Raw genomic sequence first — 19957 nt, forward strand, 5'->3', positions numbered from 1 at the left:
GGCCCTGCCCTCCTCGGGCGCCTAACCCGCACTGCGACCGAAGAACTAGGCTTGTATCCATGCCCGACACTTCCCTTGCCCACGTCCTGACCCCCGAAGGCTGGGCCCTGCTGAACTCGCTTGGTCCTTATTTGGAGTCAGAGTCCCTGAAGCTGAACACCGACCTGCGCAAGGCCGGGCACTCCCCCGAGCTCGTTGCCGCCGTCCTCACCCAGGCGAAGCTGCGGATGAAAGCCCGCGCCAAGTTCGGTCCGTTCGCAGAGCACATGCTCTTTACTCCCGCCGGCTTGGAGCAGGCCACGCGGCTGAACGTCGCAGCCCTGCATGCCCAGCGCTACCAGGAAGCAGGGCTGGAAAAGGTTGCCGACCTGGGGTGTGGAATCGGCGCCGATTCACTGGCCCTGGCCACGCTGGACCGCCAGGTCACCGCCGTCGAGCTTGATGAAATCACTGCCGCGGTGGCTACCATCAACCTGATGCCGTGGCCGGAAGCCACGGTGGTCCAGGGGGACGCGGAGTCTTTCGACCTGACCGGGTTCGATGCCGTGTGGCTGGATCCGGCGCGGCGCACGACGTCGACGTCGGGCACCTCCCGCATCTTCGACCCGGAGGCCTTCTCCCCTCCCCTGTCCTTTGTGGAGTCACTGGCTGAGCGCGGCATGCCAGTTGGGGTGAAGCTGGGTCCCGGTATTCCGCATGAGTCGATCCCGGCGGGCTGCGAAGTCCAGTGGGTTTCCGTAGGCGGCGACGTCACCGAGGCCACGCTGTGGTTCAACGAGCTGCGCCGTCCCGGTATCCGCCGTGCCGCCCTGGTAATCGGTGCCTCCGGCGCCGCGGAGCTGACCTCCCATGAGGACTATGTTCCCGGCGCCCAGGACGTGCGGATTGGTCCGGCTGAAGGCTATCTGTATGAGCCCGACGGCGCTGTCATCCGCGCGGGTCTGGTGGCCGACGTCGCGCGTTCCCTCGGCGGGCATCTGCTCGATCCGCAGATCGCCTACATTGCCTCTCCGGACCTGATGGAGACTCCGTTCGCCCGTGCCTACCGGATCCTTGAAGTCCGGCCCTACAACGTCAAGGCGCTAAAGGCCTGGGTCCGTGCCAACGGCATTGGAGTTCTGGACATCAAGAAGCGCGGCATGGCCGTGACTCCCGAGGAACTGCGCAGGCAGCTGCTTACCGGTTCGGGCAAGGGCCCGAACAAGGCCACCCTGGTCCTCACCCGGATCGGTGAGGACCGTGTGGCGATCGTCGTCGAACCTGTTCCTTCGCCGGTGGAAAGCTAGCGGCGGGAGAACTCGCTGGCTTCCTTCACCTGTTCCGGTGTCGGGCGGACACCGGTGTAAAGGACAAACTGCTCCTCAGCCTGGATTGCAATGACTTCGGCGCCCGTGATGACCTTCCTGCCCGCGGCTCGGGCTGCTCGGATCAGCGGCGTTTCCGAGGGAAGGGCGACGACGTCGAACACCGTCTGTGCAGCGGCAATGGTTTCGTCTGCGTAGGACTGGACGTCCTCATCAGCTCCTGCCATGCCCAGCGGGGTGACATTGATGAGCAGGTCTGCGATTGCTGCGCCGGGTTCCGCGGTCCAGTTAAAGCCGTAGAGATCTGCCAGGGCCCTGCCGGTTCCTTCGTTGCGGGCCACGATGGTGACGTCGCCGAAGCCGGCGTCGCGAAGTGCTGCGGCCACAGCCTTGGCCATGCCGCCGGATCCCCGCAGCAGAACCGAGCTGGACGGGGAGACCTCGTGGTCTGCCAGCAGACGCGCGATCGCCAGGTAGTCGGTGTTGTAGGCGGTCAGGACGCCGTCGTCATTGACGATTGTGTTCACGGAGTCGATGGCGGCCGCGGAGGGATCCATCCGGTCAACCATTGCGATGACCTCTTCCTTGTACGGCATTGAGACTGCTGCTCCGCGGATGGGCAGTCCGCGGATGCCGGCAACTGCCTGGGCAAGGTCCGCGGGTGCGAAAGCCTTGTAGATGAAGTTCAGTCCGAGCTGTTCGTAGAGGTAGTTGTGGAACCGGGTGCCGATGTTGCTCGGACGGGCGGCCAGGGAGATGCACAGGGTCATGTCTTTGTTCAGGATCGGCATTGGACCATTATCGCGTGCGGGTGCCTGCGTGCGGGAGCGTTACGGCGCCGGCGGGGTCGGCACCCGCCGGAAGCCCGTCACATTGCCCTGTGCCGCCGTCGGGCCCTGGCGCCGTGCCCCGCCGCCGTCCCGTAAGCGGCGGTCCCGTAAGCGGCGGTGGAACTACGCCTGCCGGTGCGGGGCTAGGATTGAACCGGGTTCTCAAACGCAAGGGTGCGGAACCGGAACGGTCTATTAGGTACGCACACAGCAGGAGAGATGTATTGAAGATTGAGTTTGCGTCCTCGGCGCAGTCGACGCTTGGGGTCGAATGGGAGCTGGCCCTGGTTGACCGTGAGACCGGCGACCTGGTTTCGGTTGCCGATGAAGTCCTGCGCGGGGTCAACGAAGACGATCCGTCGCTGAGTGCGGATGAGGAACACCCCCATATCAAGCAGGAGCTGCTTGAAAACACGGTCGAGCTGGTTACCGGTATCTGCAATACGGTTGCCGAAGCCAAAGCCGACCTTGCCCGGTCCATGGATGCTGTCCGGCGGGTAACGGACCGGATGAATGTGGAGCTGTTTTGCGCCGGCACCCATCCGTTTGCTGCTCCGCGTTCCCAGCCGGTCACTGACAAGGAGCGCTACGCCAAGCTCATTGACCGCACACAGTGGTGGGGCCAGCAGATGCTGATTTACGGCGTTCATGTCCACGTCGGCCTGGATTCAAAGGACAAGGTCCTTCCCGTTCTGGACGGCCTGGTGAACTACTTCCCGCACTTCCAGGCGCTTTCAGCTTCGTCTCCGTTCTGGTCCGGTGAGGACACCGGCTACGCATCACAGCGTGCGCTGATGTTCCAGCAGCTTCCTACGGCTGGTTTGCCTTTCCAGTTCCGTTCCTGGGATGAGTACGAGTCCTATGTGCAGGACATGTTCACCACCGGTGTCATCGATTCGATCAGCGAGATCCGGTGGGATATCCGTCCTGTTCCGGCCCTCGGCACGATTGAGATGCGTGTCTGCGACGGTCTTTCAACGTCCACCGATATTGGTGCCATTGCTGCCCTGACCCAGTGCCTTGTCGATGAGTTCTCCACCATTCTGGAGAACGGTGGAACCATTCCGACCATGCCTCCTTGGCATGTGCAGGAGAACAAGTGGCGTGCTGCCCGCTACGGTCTTGATGCCATCATCATTTTGGATGCTGAGGGCAACGAGAAGCTGGTTACGGAGCACCTGCTCGAAGATGTGCTTCCCCGTCTTGCTCCTGTTGCCGAGAAGCTTGGCTGCAGTGCTGAGCTTGCTGATGTTGCCGGCATTATTGAGCGTGGTGCGGGCTACCAGCGTCAGCGCCGGGTTGCCGAAGCCAACGGCGGTGACCTGCGTGCTGTGGTGCACGACGGCGTTGCCCAGCTGCGCGGCGAGGGTTAGCTGTAACTCGCACAACCTCCGCAAGAGTCACCGCTAGCCTTCGGTTCTGGTTGGGATGGCTGGGCGCGCTGGTTGGGCACGGGCGCGGGCGCGTCAGCGCCCGGCGCTGCAGAGCCCGGCGCGCCAGAGCCCGGCGCGTCAGCGCCCGGCGCTGCTGCTGTGTGCAGCCACCGGCCGTGTGCAGCCACCGGCCGTCCGGGTGCCTCCATGCGGCCAACCAAACCTGGCGCTGCATCCTGCTTCAGTGGTGCCGTCTGTAAGAGCATCCATCCCTAGCCTGGCAACCGGTATGGCCAATGGCACCCGTAGCCAGCGTTCTCATCCCAGTCAAAAGCGGGTAGATAACCGGTAATCGGTGGTCCTGAAAAGGGCCGTTTTCGGCCCATAAATGTCGGTGGCAGCTGAAAGAGTTGGGGTATGAACCGCTCCTCGGACACCCCGTCCTCCCGGTCAGCTGACAGGGACCAGAGCGGTGTGCCGGGTACGGAATCGCGGGATCCTTCTTCGCCCTCAGCCGGTGCGGACCCGCGGCACGATACACCCACCGGTGCGGTGTTCTGTGCCGATCCTGCGCTGGGTAGTGATGCGGCTGCGGCGTCCCTGCCGGAAGGTTTTGCGGGCCAATTGTCTTTTCGTGGTGCAGACTCCCTGGGCTATGACGAAACCGTGTCCGCACTCCAGCGTCTGGGGATGCTGGTCTCCTGGGCGCAAGCTCAGCAGGCACGTGTTGCCGCCCGTTTGGAGGTTCTCTTCGCCCGGGACATCGCCGATGCCTCAGGCAGGGAGGAACCAGCGCTGGCCATGAGCCTTGCGGCAGCCGAGGCATCCACGGTCCTGAACATTCCGCATATGACTGCGATGCAGCTGATCAGCGAATCCTCGAGGTTGTGTGCTGACGCTCCGGAGACCCTTACGCGTCTTTCCGAGGGGAAGATCGCTATTCAACACGCGCGGATCATCCTTGAGGAAACCCATAACCTGCCCACCGACATCATCGAAGTCCCGGAAGCCGACGCGGCAGGGAGCGGGGCTTTCGGCCCGGGCCAAGGAGTGGTCGACGACCCGTCTTCCCGGGACTCTGGACAGCTTGACCTTGGTATCGATGGTTCGGGCGCGCAGTCGGACCCTGATGGCAGCGATGAGGACAGCTGGTCCGTCGACACTGATGGGACCCGAACGGACGACGGAAGTTACCCCGACTCTCCAGGCGGCATGCAGGACGGGCGAGCCGCCGCCGACGGACAAGGCGATTTCGCCACCGGTGCACTGACGGTACGGGCTGCGTTTGAACGGGACCTGCTCACTGCAGCCGAAGGGCGGACGGCTGCCGGATTCGGCCGGCGGGCACGCAGGCTCCGTGAGTCCCGGTTTCCGGATCGGATTCCGGTCCGTCACCGTGAGGCGAAGGACAAACGCCGGGTGATGTTCCAGCCCCTGCCGGACGGTATGTCCTGCCTGAGTGCGATCATCGCCGCGGAGAAGGGCCAGGCCATGTTCGCTGCCCTCACCAGTGCTGCCAAAGCCGGCAAACGAGCCGGAGACCCGCGAACCATGGACCAGCTCCGCGCCGACACCCTCACCGAACTGCTCCTCGAAGGCGAACCAGCGCTCACAACCACGGGCCCTGGTTCTGGTCCCGGTACTGCAGCGAGCAGTCAGGACAAGCCTGGCACCGGCACTCCCACCAACGATGGCCGCGACTGCCGCGGAGCCACTTCCACCGGCACTGCCACTTTCCCCGGCTCAAGCACCGGCGGTCACACTGGCACTGGCACTGGCACTGCCGCTTTCTCCGGCCCCGGCACTCGCACTGGCACCGGCCATGGCCATGGCCATGGCTCCCGCGGTGCCGCTTTCCCTGGCACCGGCACCGGCACTGGTGTGGGCACTGGCACAGGCACCGGGGGCGGCACTGCACAGGTGAAGCCCCTAGACACTCCTACCGAGACCGGAAGTGAGACCGAGACTGAGACCGAGACCGGTCCCGTCCCCGACTCCATTGGACCGCCGGCCTCCACCCCTCCTACGAACTCGGAACCGAAACGGCCACGCCGGGCCGAACGGCACCGGAACCGGAACCGGACCAAAGTCCGCACCGACGTCATGGTCCTGATCAACGCTGACACACTGGCAGGACTCAACGAGAACCCCGCTGAACTCAACGGCTACGGACCAATCAGCGCAGACACCGCACGGACCATGATCCTCGACGCCCTGCACTGGACACCCCTGCTCCAAGACCCCGCCACCGGCGAAATCCTCAACGTCGGACGAACACGGCGTATCCCCGCAGGACTCAAACGCTGGCTCCAAGCCCGGGACGGAACCTGCCGATTCCCCGGCTGCTCAGTCAGCGTCACCCATGCCGAGATCGACCACACCACACCCTTCTCCCACGGCGGACCCACAGACCATACGAACCTGGAACACCTCTGCCCCAAACACCACCGCTTCAAAACCCTCGGCCACTGGAAAGCCCGCCAACCCGAACCCGGAACCATCGAATGGAACTCCCCCACCGGACGCACCTACACCACCGACGCCACACTGGACTACGCCCCAGCACAACAGACCGCCGGACTACGGATCCCGCAACAGGATAATCCGGCACGGAAGACGCATGACACAGACGACGACCCGCCGCCGTTCTAGTGGATTCACCGGGCGGTGATTGTGTCAACTAGTTCTGGCCCCGGTGTGACGGTGGTAAATGGCCCGAGTCAGCTGAGTTAGCCAAGAGAGCTTCGTTGGTCTTGTCGCTATGCGTGGCTGGTGATGCTGCATGAAATCAGTCGGGGTACGGCCTTGACGTAGGTGACCATCCCGATGAGCTCTACGAGCGTTTGCGTGACGACGACTAGGGCAACCAGGGCCAGGGGTTCGGGTAGTGCCAGCGCTAGTGGGAGAACGACGAGGGAGTTCCTGGTCGCACCGCTGAACACCACAGCTGTCGTGCTGCCCGCATCCAGACGAGCGCTGTGTGCAGCGATCATTCCTACGGGAACCATGATGATCAGGAACGCGACGTAGATCGGTATGACCGCAAGCAGTGAACGTAGTTCCTGCCCGACGCCGACGACCTGGGACCCGATCACGACCGCGAGGGTGAGCATCATCAGGGGAACCATTAGGTTCTGCATGAGGTCCATCAGGTGGCGAGCAGCCAGTGCTCGGCGTGCCCACCGCTGGGTCAGAGCAGCTGCCATGAGGGGAATGATGATAAGCACCACGAGGGCTTCCAGGAAGGGCCCAGGCTCGATGGCTGAGACAATCTCTGGGCCGATGAAGAGCAGCAGGTAAAGCGGCAGTAACAGCATTTGGGTAAGCATCAGCAAGGGTGCGGCCGCCAGAAGCCGGTCACTGGATCCGCCGGCCAATCCGGAGAACACGATGACGTAATCGATGCACGGGGTAAGCAGGACCATCATCACCCCGATGAGCAGGGCCTGGTCGTGGGCGACGAAGCGTGAGAGACCAAAGACGACGACGGGCACGATGATGAAGTTCAGGATCATGGCGGTGGCCATGAACCGGAAGTCACGGAGGGCCTGACCGATTTTCCCAAACGGTATCCCGAGGAACGTGGCGAACAACAGCAGGCCCAGTACTGGGTTGATCGATATTTCCAGTGGTTCAGCGGCGGCTGGAATCAACCAGCCGAAGAGGCCACCGGCGACGATAGCCAGGAGATAGAGAGGAATTTGGTGTCGTTCAATGCTCTCAACAAGGCGCGTCATGTTCACAGTTCCACCCTAGAGGCTGTCCCTCAAGGTGATGCCTCCGGCCTCTGCCTGCCTCCTGAGATTCTGGTTGCGGTGTGTGCGAGGCGGTAGGAATCGGTGCCGGTTTCGATGATGTTTCCCCGAAGGTGAGACGGTCGACAATCGCTGCGCACAGGCCTGGGGCGGTGAAGGTTTTCGTCCAACCGGAGAAGGACTCGTTGGACGCGATAGCAACCGAATACTTTTCTTCGCGTTCACGAGTCGGGTGGCGAGGGTGTATCTGACTCGGTAACCCTTCTCCGCGGCTGCGGTACCCATTCGCTTCGTAGTCGAAGTCTCCCAACCATTTATCCCGTGGGAAACCGGCGGCTTTGACCCGTCGGATAGAGCGTCGCCGGTTCCCTTGTCGTCACATTCGGCCAGAAGCAGTTCGGCCAGGAACCCTTGATAGGAGAGCTGTTATTCGCCGTGGTGATCGCTTCGTCCACGACCGCCCGAATCGTGGGTAAACGCAGTTGCCGGCACGCCTGGTCCACGGCGGCCATAGCGGCTTCCTGGCTGAGGCCACGTCGCCGTCGCAATGATTGGGAAATACCAGGAACAATTGTGGGAGACGCGGTGGGGGTAAGGAGATCTGCTCTCCGGTGCATGGCCTCATCCCGGATCCCGGCCTGCACCCCAGACCGGCGCTCAGCCCCGTTCTGGTGCCCCGCTCCCCAGGCCGGTACCAGTACAGGCCCCGCAGCTGAGAACCAGGAACACCGCTAGGCAGCAGGCAGGTGAATACTCGTCACAGGCTGGGACGGATCCGGAGTGAAATCAACACCGGAAGGTTCGCCGCCAGCCATAACAATCTGCGCCCCCAAAGCAGCAACCATTGCGCCGTTGTCAGTGCACAGGCGGATAGGAGGAACACGAAGCGAAATACCGGCAGCAGCACAACGCTCAGCAGTGAGCTCACGAAGCCGGGAGTTCGCAGCAACACCGCCACCAAGCAAAAGATTCGTAATCCCCTGCTCAGTACAGGCAAGAACAGCCTTGGAGGTAATCACATCCACAACTGCTTCCTGGAAAGACGCAGCTATATCCGCAACAGGAAGCTCCTGGCCGGCAGCCTCATACTGCTCCACACAACGGGCAACAGCAGTCTTCAAACCAGAGAAAGACCAGTCATACCGGTGCGGACCGGGAACCTCAGCAGTACCCATGTACTTCGGCTGGGTCAGACCGCGGGGAAAACGGATAGCCTTCGGATCCCCCTGGCGGGCAAGCTTGTCGATAGCAGGACCACCGGGATAACCCAGACCCAGAATGCGGGCAACCTTGTCATAAGCCTCACCGGCAGCATCATCAATGGTGGAACCCAACAGCCGGACATCCGAAGTAAGAGAACCAACACGAAGAATTTCAGTATGTCCGCCGGAAACCAGCAAGGCACCAAGATTCTCCGGAAGCTTGCCGCCATCAAGAACACCAACGCCCACGTGGGCAACCAGATGGTTGATCGCATACAGCGGCTTGCCGGTAGCCACAGCAAGAGCCTTGGCAGCACAAACACCAACCATCAGGGCACCGGCAAGACCGGGACCGGACGTCACTGCAATGGCATCGACGTCGTCAAGGGTTACATCTGCCTCAGCAAGAGCCTGGCGCAGCGTGGGAACAAAGGCATCCAAATGCGCACGGGAAGCGATTTCCGGAATGACACCGCCAAAGCGGACGTGCTCCTCCATGGAGGAAGACACGGCATTGGTCAGCAGCGTATCTCCCCGGACAATACCGACACCGGTCTCATCGCAGGAGGATTCGATGCCAAGCACCAGAGGTTCGGTGCGGTTCATTGGACGTCCTTCACAGGGTTGGTTCCGCGCGGCGGTGCACCATGCCAGGAGGAAAGTTCCAAACGCATAATCAGCGCATCGGCTCCGTCCCGGTAGTAGCGCGGACGGACATGGATCTGTTCAAACCCGAACCAGCGGTAGAGCCGCTGCGCACGGGGATTATCGGCACGGACTTCCAGCAGCACATCATCGGCACCGCGGACCTTCGCCTCATCCAAAAGAGTGGCCAGAAGCCGGGAACCGGTACCCGCACCTTCATGCGCGGCATCGACGGCGATCGTCTGCACATCCGCAATGGGCAGCACACACATCAGCCCGGCATACCCTATGACCGTCCCGTCCGGAGCCTCAGCCACGTAGTAGGACCGGGTATCGTGCTGCCGGAGCTCGTCATAGAACATCTCGGTAGGCCAGGCATCAACGGGGAACATCGCCTTTTCAAGCGCGTCCACGGCAGGAATGTCGTCCTCCGTCATGACCCGGATCACCGGGAGCTGCCCACTCACAGGGCACGCTTCCGCGGGCCCGGAACCTTGGCATCTGATTCGCGCAGGTAAAGCGGCAGATCAGGAAGCAGCTCCAAACCACGGACAAGACGTACGACGGCGGTGCGGCCCAGCGCTTCAGCCGTCGGCTGGGCACGGGAAAAGTCCTGCACGGCATGCAGGACATCGGGATAGAGAGCGGCACCGGCGCCATAGGCCGGCAGCGGGGGCACTTCGGAGGGTGAGGTGACGTTCGGGCCGTCCAGCAGTTCCGGAGTTCCCCCGGTACTGCGGTAATGCGCCCAGTAGACCTCTTTGCGCCGGGCGTCGGTGGCAACGACGAACTCGTCCACTCCGGCCCGCCAGGCATCAAGGGCAGCGTCCACCGCAATGGCATCAAGGCTCATGACCCCGTGCAGCGGTTTGTTCCACGTGAAAGCAAGGGTCCGGGCGGTCGCAATGCCCGAGCGGAGACCAGTAAAAGGACCGGGCCCGACGCCGACAACCAGCGCATCGATCTGCGCACCGCTTACACCGGCTTCTTCGAGGAGCTTCGAAATGCCGGGAGCCAGCACCTCTGCGTGGGACCTGGTGTCCTCGGTGGCGAACGCCGCGAGCGTTTCTCCCTCACCGGTTAGAAGTGCCGCACTGGCAATGGCGGAGGTATCGATGGCGAGGATAAGCACGGTTTCTATTTTACGCAGTTTCGCCGTCGGGCCCTTACACAGCGCCCGAGCTACCCCAGTGCCGGAGGCTGCTCCCAGCGCGGACCATACCCGGCGATCCGGATGGTCCGTTCCTCGTCGTCGTCCTCCGCTGAGAAGTCCGTGACCACTTCCCCTGAGGCGCCAGGCTCTCCCCCGGTGGCACGCAGCAGGGTGATTTCCAGCCGGCTGTCGGAAAGATGCTCCACCAGCCCGCGCCCCCACTCCACCACCGTCACCGCAGTGTCCATGGTGTTCTCCAGGTCAATGTCATCTATCTCGGCCGCAGAACCGAGCCGGTAAGCATCCACGTGCACCAGGTCGGGTCCCTCTCCCAGGGCAGGATGGATGCGCACCAGAACGAACGTGGGGGAAATGATCCCTGCCCGCACGCCCAGGCCTTCGCCCAGACCCTGGGTGAAGGTCGTCTTGCCCGCGCCCAGCTCACCCGTCAGGAGCAGGAGGTCGCCGGCCAGCAGCGCACCGCCAAGGGCGCGGGCCAGGTCCTGTGTCTGGGCAGCGCTGGAAGTCTTGTAGTCGTGCTCCCAGACTGGTGCTTCGGTACCGGAGTTCATGGGAGCACCGCTTCGGAATCCGCGTCGAGGGACACAGCGCCAACAGCTGATCCTGAGTCGACGTAGCTGCGCGTAACGCGGCCGCTGATCCGGGTGATGATCTCGTAGTTGATGGAACCGCTGGCCTGGGCCCACTCATCCACGCTGGGGAATCCGGAAGGTCCAAACAGCACCGCTTCCTTGCCCAGGAAGGAATCCGGAGTTCCGGCCACACCGGTCCGGCCCAGGTCAATGACCATCTGGTCCATGGCGATGCGGCCCACCACGGGGAAAACCTCGCCGTTGACCATAACGGGTCCGCCGGTGGCGACGCGGGGAATCCCGTCGGCATAGCCAACGGGAACGAGCGCAAGCGTAGTGGGTTCGGCAGTGCGGTAGTGCAGGCCGTAGGAGACCCCCTGCCCAGCGGGTACTTCCTTGCAGTTGGCAATCGTGGTCTTCAGCGTCATGGCCGGGATGAGTCCCAGTTCCTCGGCGCTCTGGCCCGCGAACGGGGACAGGCCGTACATGCCCAGTCCCACCCGGACCAGGTCGAAGTGCGAATCGGGCCGGGAAAGGACGGCAGGAGTGTTGGCGATATGCCGCACCTCGTGGTCCACGCCGGCATCTTCGGCCACGGCTACTGCTTCGCGGAACTTCTGCAGCTGCTCGTCGGTTTCCATCCGGCGCGGCTCGTCTGCGACTGCGAGGTGGGAGAAGATGCCCACCACGCGCAGCAGACCGTCCTCCTGGTAGGCCAGGGCCTCGCCGACAAAGGATTCCCAGAGTTCTTCAGGGCATCCGTTGCGGCCCAGCCCGGTGTCAATCTTCAGGTGTACCCGGGCCGGAACTTCAAGTTCACGTGCCGCAGCCACCACGGCCTCCAGCTCCCAGCCGGAAACACCAATGTCGATATTGGCGGCAATCGCTGCCGAGAAGTCGCTGTCCGAGGTGTGCAGCCAGGCCATCACCGGTGTGGAGATTCCCGCCGTGCGCAGGGCCAGGGCCTCGGAAATGTGTGCCGTCCCAAGCCAGGCCGCTCCGGCGTCGACCGCTGCACGGGCCACTTCAAGCGCACCGTGGCCATAGGCATCAGCCTTGACCACCGCCATAAGACGGGCGGGCTTGGCGATTTCGGCGAGGTGGCGGACATTGTGCCGGATCGCGGCAAGATCGACGACGGCGCTGCGCTCCGCCGCGGGGACAGTTTCGAGGTAATTCACGGATCCATTCTTTCACTGCGGACCTGGCAGGGAATCACCGGCGGGGCTCCCCGAGGTCCTTGTGCATGATGTGCAGGCCGGTGAATCCGTGGACCGGGTGCCGGAAAGCGTCCGGAACTGTGGCAAGGATCCTAAAGCCCAGGGACTCCCAGAGAGCCACCGCGCGCTCGTTGGTCTGGACCACAGCATTGAACTGCATGCTGCGGTAACCCTGCGCTGCGGCCTGCTCCAGCACATGGGCCGCGAGGGCCCGGGCGACGCCGCGGCCGCTGGCCGGAGCGGCAGTCATGAACGATGCATTGGCAACATGGCTGCCGCCGCCTGGCCGGTTGGGGTGGAGCTGGGCCGTGCCAAGAATCTGCCCGGCTTCCTCGGCAACGTAGACGTACGCGGGACGCGGCTCCAGCCAGACGTCCCGCGCCTCGTCTTCTGCCATGTCCCGGTCCCAGCAGTACGTTTCACCGGCCCGGACAATCGGTTCCATCAGCCGCCAGATCTGCGGCCAGTCTGCAGCTGCCGCTTCGCGGATACCTATCCCCAACGCTGTGATCAGGCGTCCAGGGCGGCGGCCCAGAGGTTGATGTCCGAGTCCTGGGCAAAAGTGTCGATGTCCGCCAGTTCCTTGTCCGTGAAGTCAAGGTTCTGCACCGCCGCCAGGCTGTCTTCAAGCTGCTTGACGCTGGATGCTCCGACCAGCGCCGACGTGATGGAATTGCCGTTCCGCTGGGGCCGGAGCACCCAGGCGATCGCCATCTGTGCCAGCGTCTGGCCGCGGGACTCGGCAATGCGGTTCAGTCCGCGAACCCGGTCCAGGTTCTCTTCCGAAAGCTGGGACGGATCCAGCGACTTTCCGGCAGCGGCACGGGAGTTCTCCGGAACGCCGCCGAGGTACTTGTTGGTCAGCAGTCCCTGCGCGAGCGGGGAGAAGGCAATGGATCCCGCGCCTGTCGCTTCGAGTGCCTGGAAGAGATTCGGATCCCCCTGTTCCACCCAGCGGTTCAGCATGGAGTAGGAGGGCTGGTGGATCAGCAGCGGTGTGCCCATCTCCCGCAGGATGCGCGCGGCCTCGATGGTCTTCTCAGCGGAGTAGGACGAGATGCCCGCGTACAGTGCCCGGCCGGAACGCACGGCAGTGTCCAGTGCGCCCATGGTCTCTTCCAGCGGGGTTTCCGGGTCCGGACGGTGGCTGTAGAAGATATCCACGTAGTCCAGTCCCATCCGCTCCAGCGACTGGTCCAGGCTCGCGAGCAGGTACTTGCGCGAGCCCCAGTTGCCGTAGGGACCCGGCCACATGTCGTACCCGGCTTTGCTGGAGATGATGAGTTCATCACGGAACGGCCGGAAGTCGTCCCTCATGTGCCGGCCAAAATTGGTTTCCGCGCTGCCGTACGGCGGGCCGTAGTTGTTGGCGAGGTCAAAGTGCGTGACTCCCAGGTCGAAGGCCCGGCGCAGGATGGAGCGCTGGTTTTCGAACGGCACGTCGTCCCCGAAGTTGTGCCACAGTCCCAGCGAGACGGCAGGCAGCTGCAGTCCGCTGCGGCCAACGCGGCGGTAGGGCATGGATTCGTAGCGGTTTTCTGCGGGAGTGTACGTCATGGCTCCATCCTGCCATCGGTGGCCGGGGTAATCGAGGAAGCCGCCAGGTCAGTCCTGCCCGTTCCGGGGGCCGGAGAGAATGGCTGCGCCGTAGCCGGGAAGCTCCACAGCGCCGTCGTACGTCAGGACCGGTGCCGTCTCCAGCAGCACCTGGACCTCACCGGAAACGGGCACGGGGAGCTCACGCGGTGAATCGGCAAAGTTCAACGCGACGACGACGTCCCCCCGGTGAATGGTCAGCCAGCGTGAGATTTCGTCAAAGTCCACGCTGATGTTCCGGAAATCGGGTTCGGTCAGCTCCGGTACCGTGCGTCGAAGTGCCAGCAGGTCCCGGTAGAGCCGGTGCAGCCGGGCATGCCCGTCATCACCCACTTCGGACCAGTCGAGCTTGGACCGGGCAAACGTATCCGGGTGCTGGGGGTCGGGAACCAGGGACGGGTCCCAGCCCATCCGTGCGAACTCCGCCAGGCGCCCCTCAGCCGTGGCCTTGCCCAGCTCCTCCTCCGGATGGGACGTAAAGAACTGCCACGGGGTCGAGGCACCAAATTCTTCGCCCATAAAGATCATGGGAGTGTTCGACGACGCGAGGTTCAGGACGGCGGCAAGGGCCAGCTGGTCGTAGCCCAGGACAGCCGTGTTCCGGTCACCGGCGGCCCGGTTGCCTATCTGGTCATGGTTCTGAACGGCAACCACCAGCTGCCGGGGCGTAATCACTGACTTGTCCAGCGGCCGGCCGTGGCTGCGGTGCCGGAAGGAGGAGAACCCGCCGTCGTGGAAGTATCCGTTGGTGACAACCTTCGCGATGGCCTCAAGCGAATCAAAGTCCGCGTAGTACCCCTGGGTTTCGCCCGTGAGGTTGCTGTGCACCGCGTGGTGGAAGTCATCCGACCACTGCCCCGCAATGCCGTACCCGCCCAGGTTCCGCGGTGTGATCAGCCGGGGATTGTTCAGGTCCGATTCGGCGATCAGGAACAACGTTCCGCCCAGGTCGGCTGCGAGGCTGTCCGTCAGCGTAGCCATTTCCTCCAGGATGTGGAGGGCCCGCTCGTCCCGCAGGGCATGCACTGCATCCAGCCGCAGCCCGTCCACGTGGTAGTCGCGGAACCACATCTCGAGGTTGTCCAGGATGTAGCGGCGGACGTGGTCTGACAGCGGCCCGTCCAGGTTCAGCGAATCGCCCCAGGTGGTGGCACTGCCCTGCTGCAGATAGGGACCGAACAGCGGCAGGTAGTTACCGCTGGGACCAAGGTGGTTGTAGACGACGTCCTGGATCACCCCGATCCCCGCGGCGTGGGCGGCATCTACGAAGCGCTGGTATGCGCGGGGTCCGCCGTAGGCCTCGTGGACCGCGTACCAGAGCACGCCGTCGTAACCCCAGTTGTGGGTGCCGTTAAAGGCGTTGACCGGCATCAGTTCCACGTACTGCACGCCCAGGTCAGCGAGGTAGCCCAGCTTCGCGGCAGCGGCGTCCAGAGTGCCTTCGGGGGTGAAGGTTCCGATGTGCAGTTCGTAGATCGCTCCCCCGGCCATGCCGGGAGAGACCCAGTCCGAGTCCGTCCACTGAAAACCGGACGGGTCAAAAGTCCGGGAGAGGCCGTGGACACCTTCCGGCTGCCGGCGGGACCGCGGATCGGGCACCGGCGTTGTCGCTTGATCGATCAGGTAGCCATAATCGATTTCCTCGCCTGCGGGTTCCTCAACGGCAGGGACGGCATGCCACCAGCCGTCTTCTCCGGGGTCCATGGCAACTTCCCGGCCGCCGGCCAGGAGCCTCATGGTGCGGGCCTGCGGTGCCCATACGCTGAATACAGTGCTCACATTGCCTCCTGACGGACCAGCAGCGCCACGGGATAATGCTCAAACAGGTCTTCGGCGTCCACGCTGCCGCCGTTGTGGCTCCTGCCGGTCAGCTGGTCAGTGTAGGTTCCCGGCGCAAGATGAACGAGGGTCCCCCTCCAGCCGCCGGCGGCCTCAAGTCCCAGGGGTAGACGGGTCACCAGGGTGAGCGCACCGCCGCGGTCAAAGCCGAATACATGCTCCGCGGCCGGTCCTTCGGTGCCCACGGCAGAGTAACCGCTGAACAGCTCGGGCCGGTCCCGGCGCAGGCGGAGGGCCTCGCGGGTGACGTGGAACTTGGCAGTTCCCGATGCGTCGACGGGTACCGGTGTGCCTGCCTCAACAGCGGCCGCGGCGGTGCGGAGCGAGTAGTCCACCGGGCGCCGGTTGTCCGGGTCCACCAGGGAGTGGTCCCACAGTTCTGTCCCCTGATAGACATCGGGGACGCCGGGCATGGTCAGCTGCACGAGTTTGGCTCCGAGTGCGTTGGACCGTCCTGCGGCACTGATGCGTTCCGCCACGGTGGTTAGGCGCGCGTTGGCTTGCGGGTGGTCATAGGCGCCGTCGACCAGGGCGTGGAGCTGTTTCTCGAACGCCTCGTCCGGAGCCGTCCAGGTGGTGCTCTGCCCGGCTTCCCGTGCTGCCTTTTCCGCGTAGGCGTGGGCGCGTTCGCGTTCCAGCGGCCAGGTTCCAACGAGTGCCTGCCACAGCAGGTCTGCCAGCGGACGGTCGCCCAGGGGCAGCAGCTCCTCCAGCTCTGCAACGGCTTCAGACCACTGCTGCGGAATCTCGGACAGCGCGCTGATCCGCGCCCGTGTGTCTTCACTGCGTTTGGTGTCATGGGTGCTGAGCGTGGTCATGGCATGGGGTGCGTCCTGCTGCCGCATCAGCATCGCCAGGTGCAGGTCATGCGGTTCAAGCGCGAACAGGGAGGGATCGGCACCCACCTCGTTGAGGGAGGTGAGACGGGAGTACCGGTAAAAGGCGGTGTCCTCCACGCCCTTTGCCATCACCATGCCGGAGGTCTGCTGGAACCGTACGGGCAGTTCCTGCAGTTCCTGCAATTCGCCGGAGGAACCTGCGCCGTTCCCGCGCAGCAGCGGAAGCAGCTCTTCGAAGGCTGGTTCCAGGTCGGGCCGCCGCACCCTGGCGTTCAGCCCCGCCTCTTCAAGGTAGCCGGCGCCGTCGGGAAGGTAGCTGCGGTAGACCGGGAAGCACGCCAACAGCTCGGCTATGGCATCCGCGGCAGTGGCTGTATCCAGTCCAATGTCTTCGGGCAGCAGCCTCACCAGGCGCTGGACCTCGGAGTGCAGCAGCCCATCGGCAACTGCCCGCTTGGTGTCATGGATCATGTGCCGGTAGGGCTCGGCGTCGGACGCATCCGTAAGCAGTGCCGCGGCCTGCGGGTCCACGAACAGGCGGTCCACCTCGGCGAGCGCGTCGTAGCCGGTGGTCCCTGCCACGGGCCAGCGTTCGGGCAGCTTTTCGCCCGGTTCCAGGATTTTTTCCACCAGCACGTAGGCCCCGCCGGTGAGCTCACTGAGCCGCTCCAGGTAACCGGCTGGGTCCGCCAGCCCGTCCGGATGGTCAATGCGCAGGCCGTCCACCAGTCCCTCGCGGAACCAGCGCCCTATCTCAGCGTGGGTTTCGTCAAAGACCCAGGGAATTTCAACCCGGACACCGGCCAGCGTATTCACGCCGAAGAACCGCCGGTAGTTGAGTTCGTCATCGGCGCGGCGCCAGCTGACCAGTTCATAGTGCTGTCTGTCATGCACCTGCCGGGCTGTGTCGCCGGGAGTGTACGTTCCCGCAGCGATGGGAAAAGCCTGCTCGTAATAGCGCAGCTCGCCGTCCTCGATCCGCAGATCATCCAGCGCATCGCTGTTCTCGCCGAGCACGGGCAGCCGGAGCCGTCCTGCCCCGGCATCCCAGTCAATGTCGAAGGCCTCGGCGTACCGTGAGCCGCGTCCTTCCTGCAGCACCGAATGCCACCACCGGTTCGCCGCCGGGGTAGCGACGCCCATGTGGTTGGGAACGATGTCCGCCAGCACCCCCAGGCCGGCCTGGTGTGCGGCGTCGGCCAGCGCCCGCAGGCCCTCGGGCCCGCCGCGGGCCGGATCGACGGCGGACGGATCCGTGACGTCATAGCCGTGGGAAGAGCCCCGCTCTGCGGTCAGGATCGGCGAGAGATAAACCCAGTCCGCCCCCAGGTCCTTCAGGTACGGGACGAGGGCAGCGGCGTCGTACAGGGTGAATCCTTCGTGCAGCTGCAGCCGGTACGTAGAGCGGGGCGCCCTCATACGGTGGCCTCCCGGGTCTTTGCCCCGGCCAGCGCTGCCAGGGAAGCCGCTACTGAATGGTCGTGTACTTCTTCCTCCTGCGGGTGGGCACGCAGCACGATCATGGACTTTGCGGCGACCTCAAGTTTTCCGTCGCTGCCAACGGGATCCGCGTCGGCTCCCTCCCCGGCAGTGTCGATGATCTGGTCCCACAGGTCGCCGTATTCCTGCGGCGGCAGCGTGACGGTTACGGCGTCGTCGTCTGCGTTGAAGTAGAGCAGGAAGCTGGCATCCGTAATCGGCTGGCCGCGGCGGTCGTTGCCCCGGATACCCTGCCCGTTCAGGAAGACACCCAGGGAACGGCCAAGCTGGCTGTCCCAGTCTTCCGGCTTCATGGGTGTGCCGTCGTCGTTGAGCCAGACAATGTCCGGCAGGACGTCTTCTTCCCCGCGTTCCACCGGGCGCCCGTCAAAGAACCGGCGCCGGCGGAACGTGGGGTGCTCGGCGCGCAGTTTGTTTACCGCGGCGGTGAACTCCATCAGCGGCGTATCCATGTTTTCCCAGTTGATCCAGGTCAGTTCGGAGTCCTGGGCATAGCCGTTATTGTTCCCGTTCTGGGTCCGGCCCAGCTCGTCACCGTGGGAGATCATCGGAACGCCCTGGGAGAGCAGCAGGGTGGCCAGGAAGTTGCGCTGCTGGCGGGCGCGCAGGGACAGGACAGCAGGGTCGTCCGTGGGACCTTCGGCCCCGCAGTTCCACGAACGGTTGTGGGATTCGCCGTCGTTGTTGTCTTCCCCGTTAGCCTCATTGTGCTTCTCGTTGTAGGAGACCAGGTCGCGCAGGGTGAACCCGTCGTGGGCGGTAACGAAGTTGATGGAGGCTACCGGGCGGCGTCCGGAGGACTCGTAGAGGTCAGCGGAACCAGTGATTCGGGAGGCGAACTCCCCCAGCGTGGAGGGCTCTCCCCGCCAGAAATCCCGCACCGTATCGCGGTACTTCCCATTCCATTCGGTCCACTGCGGCGGGAAGTTGCCCACCTGGTAGCCGCCGGGGCCAATGTCCCACGGCTCAGCGATCAGCTTCACCTGGGAGACAACGGGGTCCTGCTGGACAAGTTCGAAGAAGGTGGAGAGCTTGTCCACGTCGTAGAACTCGCGGGCCAGGGTTGAAGCCAGGTCAAACCGGAAACCGTCAACGCGCATTTCCGTCACCCAGTAACGCAGTGAATCCATGATCAGCTGCAGCGAGTGCGGGTTGCCCGCGTTCAGGGAGTTGCCGGTGCCGGTGTAGTCCATGTAGTACCGCTTGTCGTCCTCCACCAGCCGGTAGTACGCGGCGTTGTCGATGCCGCGGAAGGAGAGCGTGGGGCCCAGCTGGTTGCCTTCGGCGGTGTGGTTGTAGACCACGTCGAGGATCACTTCGATGCCGGCCGTGTGCAGGGCCTTCACCATGGCCTTGAATTCCTGCACCTGCTGGCCGTTCTCGCCGGTGGAACCGTAGGTGTTCTGCGGGGCAAAGAAGCCGATGGTGTTGTAGCCCCAGTAGTTGGAAAGACCCTTTTCCTGCAGGGTTGAATCGTTGACGAACTGGTGCACCGGCATAAGCTCCAGGGCGGTCACGCCCAGTTTCTGCAGGTGTGAGATTACGGCAGGGTGCGCTATGCCGGCGTAGGTTCCACGCTGATCCTCTGGAACCTCGGGGTGCTGCTCGGTGAGGCCCTTGACGTGTGCCTCGTAGATTACGGACTGGTGGTACTCGGTGCGCGGACGCCGGTCTCCGTCCCAGTCGAAGAACGGGTTGACCACCACGGCTTTCATCATGTGCGGCGCGGAGTCCTCGTCATTGCGTGAGTCCTCGTCGCCGAAGTTGTAGCCGAACAGGGATTGGTCCCATTCCACCTGGCCCGAGACGGCCTTCGCGTAGGGGTCCAGCAGGAGCTTGTTGGGATTGCAGCGGTTCCCCTGCGCGGGATCGTACGGTCCGTCCACCCGGTAGCCGTATTTCTGGCCGGGCACCACATGCGGCAGGTAGCAGTGCCACACGTAACCGTCCACTTCGGTCAGCGGAATACAGGATTCGGAGCCGTCGTCGCCGAACAGGCAGAGAGTTACGGAATCCGCGACTTCGCTGTAGAGGGCGAAATTCGTGCCGTTTCCGTCGTAGGTTGCTCCCAACGGGTAGGCATCTCCGGGCCACACTTCCATTCAAAG

Annotated in this window: 15 protein-coding genes and 1 pseudogene; 3 read left to right on the forward strand and 13 right to left on the reverse strand. The window is 63.9% G+C overall.

Features of this window, described 5'->3' with window-relative positions:
- Nucleotides 1-59 precede the first annotated feature (59 nt).
- Nucleotides 60-1286 (forward strand): class I SAM-dependent methyltransferase, encoded by a 1227-nt coding sequence (locus tag TVC13_RS04985; protein WP_422400127.1) that lies wholly within the window; start codon nucleotides 60-62, stop codon nucleotides 1284-1286.
- Here the strand turns inward: TVC13_RS04985 and TVC13_RS04990 are convergent.
- On the reverse strand, nucleotides 1283-2095 hold the full coding sequence (locus tag TVC13_RS04990) for a shikimate 5-dehydrogenase (RefSeq protein ID WP_422400128.1): 813 nt from the start codon (nucleotides 2093-2095) through the stop codon (nucleotides 1283-1285). The genes TVC13_RS04985 and TVC13_RS04990 overlap by 4 nt on opposite strands.
- 263 nt (nucleotides 2096-2358) lie before the next feature.
- Here TVC13_RS04990 and TVC13_RS04995 point away from each other — a divergent pair, with 263 nt between their 5' ends.
- Both TVC13_RS04995 and TVC13_RS05000 read left to right on the forward strand, forming a co-directional pair.
- Nucleotides 2359-3507: a glutamate--cysteine ligase gene (locus TVC13_RS04995; RefSeq protein ID WP_422400129.1), complete on the forward strand. Its 1149-nt coding sequence runs from the start codon at nucleotides 2359-2361 to the stop codon at nucleotides 3505-3507.
- A gap of 417 nt (nucleotides 3508-3924) precedes the next feature.
- Nucleotides 3925-6159 carry a DUF222 domain-containing protein gene (locus TVC13_RS05000; RefSeq protein WP_422400130.1) on the forward strand — a complete coding sequence of 745 codons (2235 nt, stop codon included), beginning with the start codon at nucleotides 3925-3927 and terminating at the stop codon, nucleotides 6157-6159.
- Nucleotides 6160-6266: 107 nt separating this feature from the next.
- On the opposite strand, the gene TVC13_RS05005 is transcribed toward TVC13_RS05000, so the two are convergent.
- The 12 genes and pseudogenes from TVC13_RS05005 to glgX all read right to left on the reverse strand — a co-directional run bounded on the left by TVC13_RS05005 (nucleotide 6267) and on the right by glgX (nucleotide 19951).
- Nucleotides 6267-7244 carry an arsenic resistance protein gene (locus TVC13_RS05005; RefSeq protein ID WP_422400145.1) on the reverse strand — a complete coding sequence of 326 codons (978 nt, stop codon included), beginning with the start codon at nucleotides 7242-7244 and terminating at the stop codon, nucleotides 6267-6269.
- Nucleotides 7245-7273: 29 nt separating this feature from the next.
- Nucleotides 7274-7879, reverse strand: a pseudogene (locus tag TVC13_RS05010) (ATP-binding protein).
- A 114-nt stretch (nucleotides 7880-7993) separates the two neighbouring features.
- Nucleotides 7994-9070 (reverse strand): tRNA (adenosine(37)-N6)-threonylcarbamoyltransferase complex transferase subunit TsaD, encoded by a 1077-nt coding sequence (tsaD, locus tag TVC13_RS05015; protein ID WP_422400131.1) that lies wholly within the window; start codon nucleotides 9068-9070, stop codon nucleotides 7994-7996.
- Complete coding sequence (rimI, locus tag TVC13_RS05020) at nucleotides 9067-9546, reverse strand: ribosomal protein S18-alanine N-acetyltransferase (protein ID WP_422400146.1); 480 nt, start codon at nucleotides 9544-9546, stop codon at nucleotides 9067-9069. Before rimI ends, tsaD begins: the two co-directional genes overlap by 4 nt.
- Nucleotides 9547-9572: 26 nt before the next feature.
- Complete coding sequence (gene tsaB / locus TVC13_RS05025; protein ID WP_422400132.1) at nucleotides 9573-10241, reverse strand: tRNA (adenosine(37)-N6)-threonylcarbamoyltransferase complex dimerization subunit type 1 TsaB; 669 nt, start codon at nucleotides 10239-10241, stop codon at nucleotides 9573-9575.
- Between the two features lie 50 nt (nucleotides 10242-10291).
- A complete protein-coding gene (tsaE, locus tag TVC13_RS05030; RefSeq protein WP_422400133.1) occupies nucleotides 10292-10834 on the reverse strand; it encodes a tRNA (adenosine(37)-N6)-threonylcarbamoyltransferase complex ATPase subunit type 1 TsaE in 543 nt (180 codons plus the stop codon).
- Nucleotides 10831-12036, reverse strand: a complete 1206-nt coding sequence (alr, locus tag TVC13_RS05035) for an alanine racemase (RefSeq protein ID WP_422400134.1) — start codon at nucleotides 12034-12036, stop codon at nucleotides 10831-10833. The genes tsaE and alr overlap by 4 nt, the downstream gene beginning before the upstream one ends.
- Before the next feature lie 34 nt (nucleotides 12037-12070).
- Nucleotides 12071-12577, reverse strand: a complete 507-nt coding sequence (locus TVC13_RS05040; protein ID WP_422400135.1) for a GNAT family N-acetyltransferase — start codon at nucleotides 12575-12577, stop codon at nucleotides 12071-12073.
- Between the two features lie 8 nt (nucleotides 12578-12585).
- Nucleotides 12586-13632 (reverse strand): L-glyceraldehyde 3-phosphate reductase, encoded by a 1047-nt coding sequence (gene mgrA / locus TVC13_RS05045; RefSeq protein ID WP_422400136.1) that lies wholly within the window; start codon nucleotides 13630-13632, stop codon nucleotides 12586-12588.
- 48 nt (nucleotides 13633-13680) lie between these two features.
- Entirely contained in the window at nucleotides 13681-15450 is a 1770-nt protein-coding gene (gene treZ, locus TVC13_RS05050; protein WP_422400137.1) for a malto-oligosyltrehalose trehalohydrolase, read from the reverse strand.
- A complete protein-coding gene (treY, locus tag TVC13_RS05055) occupies nucleotides 15447-17768 on the reverse strand; it encodes a malto-oligosyltrehalose synthase (protein ID WP_422400138.1) in 2322 nt (773 codons plus the stop codon). The genes treZ and treY overlap by 4 nt, the downstream gene beginning before the upstream one ends.
- On the reverse strand, nucleotides 17765-19951 hold the full coding sequence (gene glgX / locus TVC13_RS05060; protein WP_422400139.1) for a glycogen debranching protein GlgX: 2187 nt from the start codon (nucleotides 19949-19951) through the stop codon (nucleotides 17765-17767). The genes treY and glgX overlap by 4 nt, the downstream gene beginning before the upstream one ends.
- Between the last annotated feature and the right edge of the window lie 6 nt (nucleotides 19952-19957).

The organism is Arthrobacter sp. 3Tela_A, assembly GCF_049311025.1.
Classification (GTDB): Bacteria; Actinomycetota; Actinomycetes; order Actinomycetales; family Micrococcaceae; genus Arthrobacter_B.

Bases quoted from the DNA above. Each gene is read 5' to 3' on its own strand.
- rimI (WP_422400146.1), bottom strand. From the start codon at position 9,546: ATGACGGAGGACGACATTCCTGCCGTGGACGCGCTTGAAAAGGCGATG.
- TVC13_RS05005 (WP_422400145.1), bottom strand. From the start codon at position 7,244: ATGACGCGCCTTGTTGAGAGCATTGAACGACACCAAATTCCTCTCTAT.
- glgX (WP_422400139.1), bottom strand. From the start codon at position 19,951: ATGGAAGTGTGGCCCGGAGATGCCTACCCGTTGGGAGCAACCTACGAC.
- tsaD (WP_422400131.1), bottom strand. From the start codon at position 9,070: ATGAACCGCACCGAACCTCTGGTGCTTGGCATCGAATCCTCCTGCGAT.
- TVC13_RS04990 (WP_422400128.1), bottom strand. From the start codon at position 2,095: ATGCCGATCCTGAACAAAGACATGACCCTGTGCATCTCCCTGGCCGCC.
- tsaE (WP_422400133.1), bottom strand. From the start codon at position 10,834: ATGAACTCCGGTACCGAAGCACCAGTCTGGGAGCACGACTACAAGACT.
- mgrA (WP_422400136.1), bottom strand. From the start codon at position 13,632: ATGACGTACACTCCCGCAGAAAACCGCTACGAATCCATGCCCTACCGC.
- TVC13_RS05000 (WP_422400130.1), top strand. From the start codon at position 3,925: ATGAACCGCTCCTCGGACACCCCGTCCTCCCGGTCAGCTGACAGGGAC.
- treY (WP_422400138.1), bottom strand. From the start codon at position 17,768: ATGAGGGCGCCCCGCTCTACGTACCGGCTGCAGCTGCACGAAGGATTC.
- TVC13_RS04985 (WP_422400127.1), top strand. From the start codon at position 60: ATGCCCGACACTTCCCTTGCCCACGTCCTGACCCCCGAAGGCTGGGCC.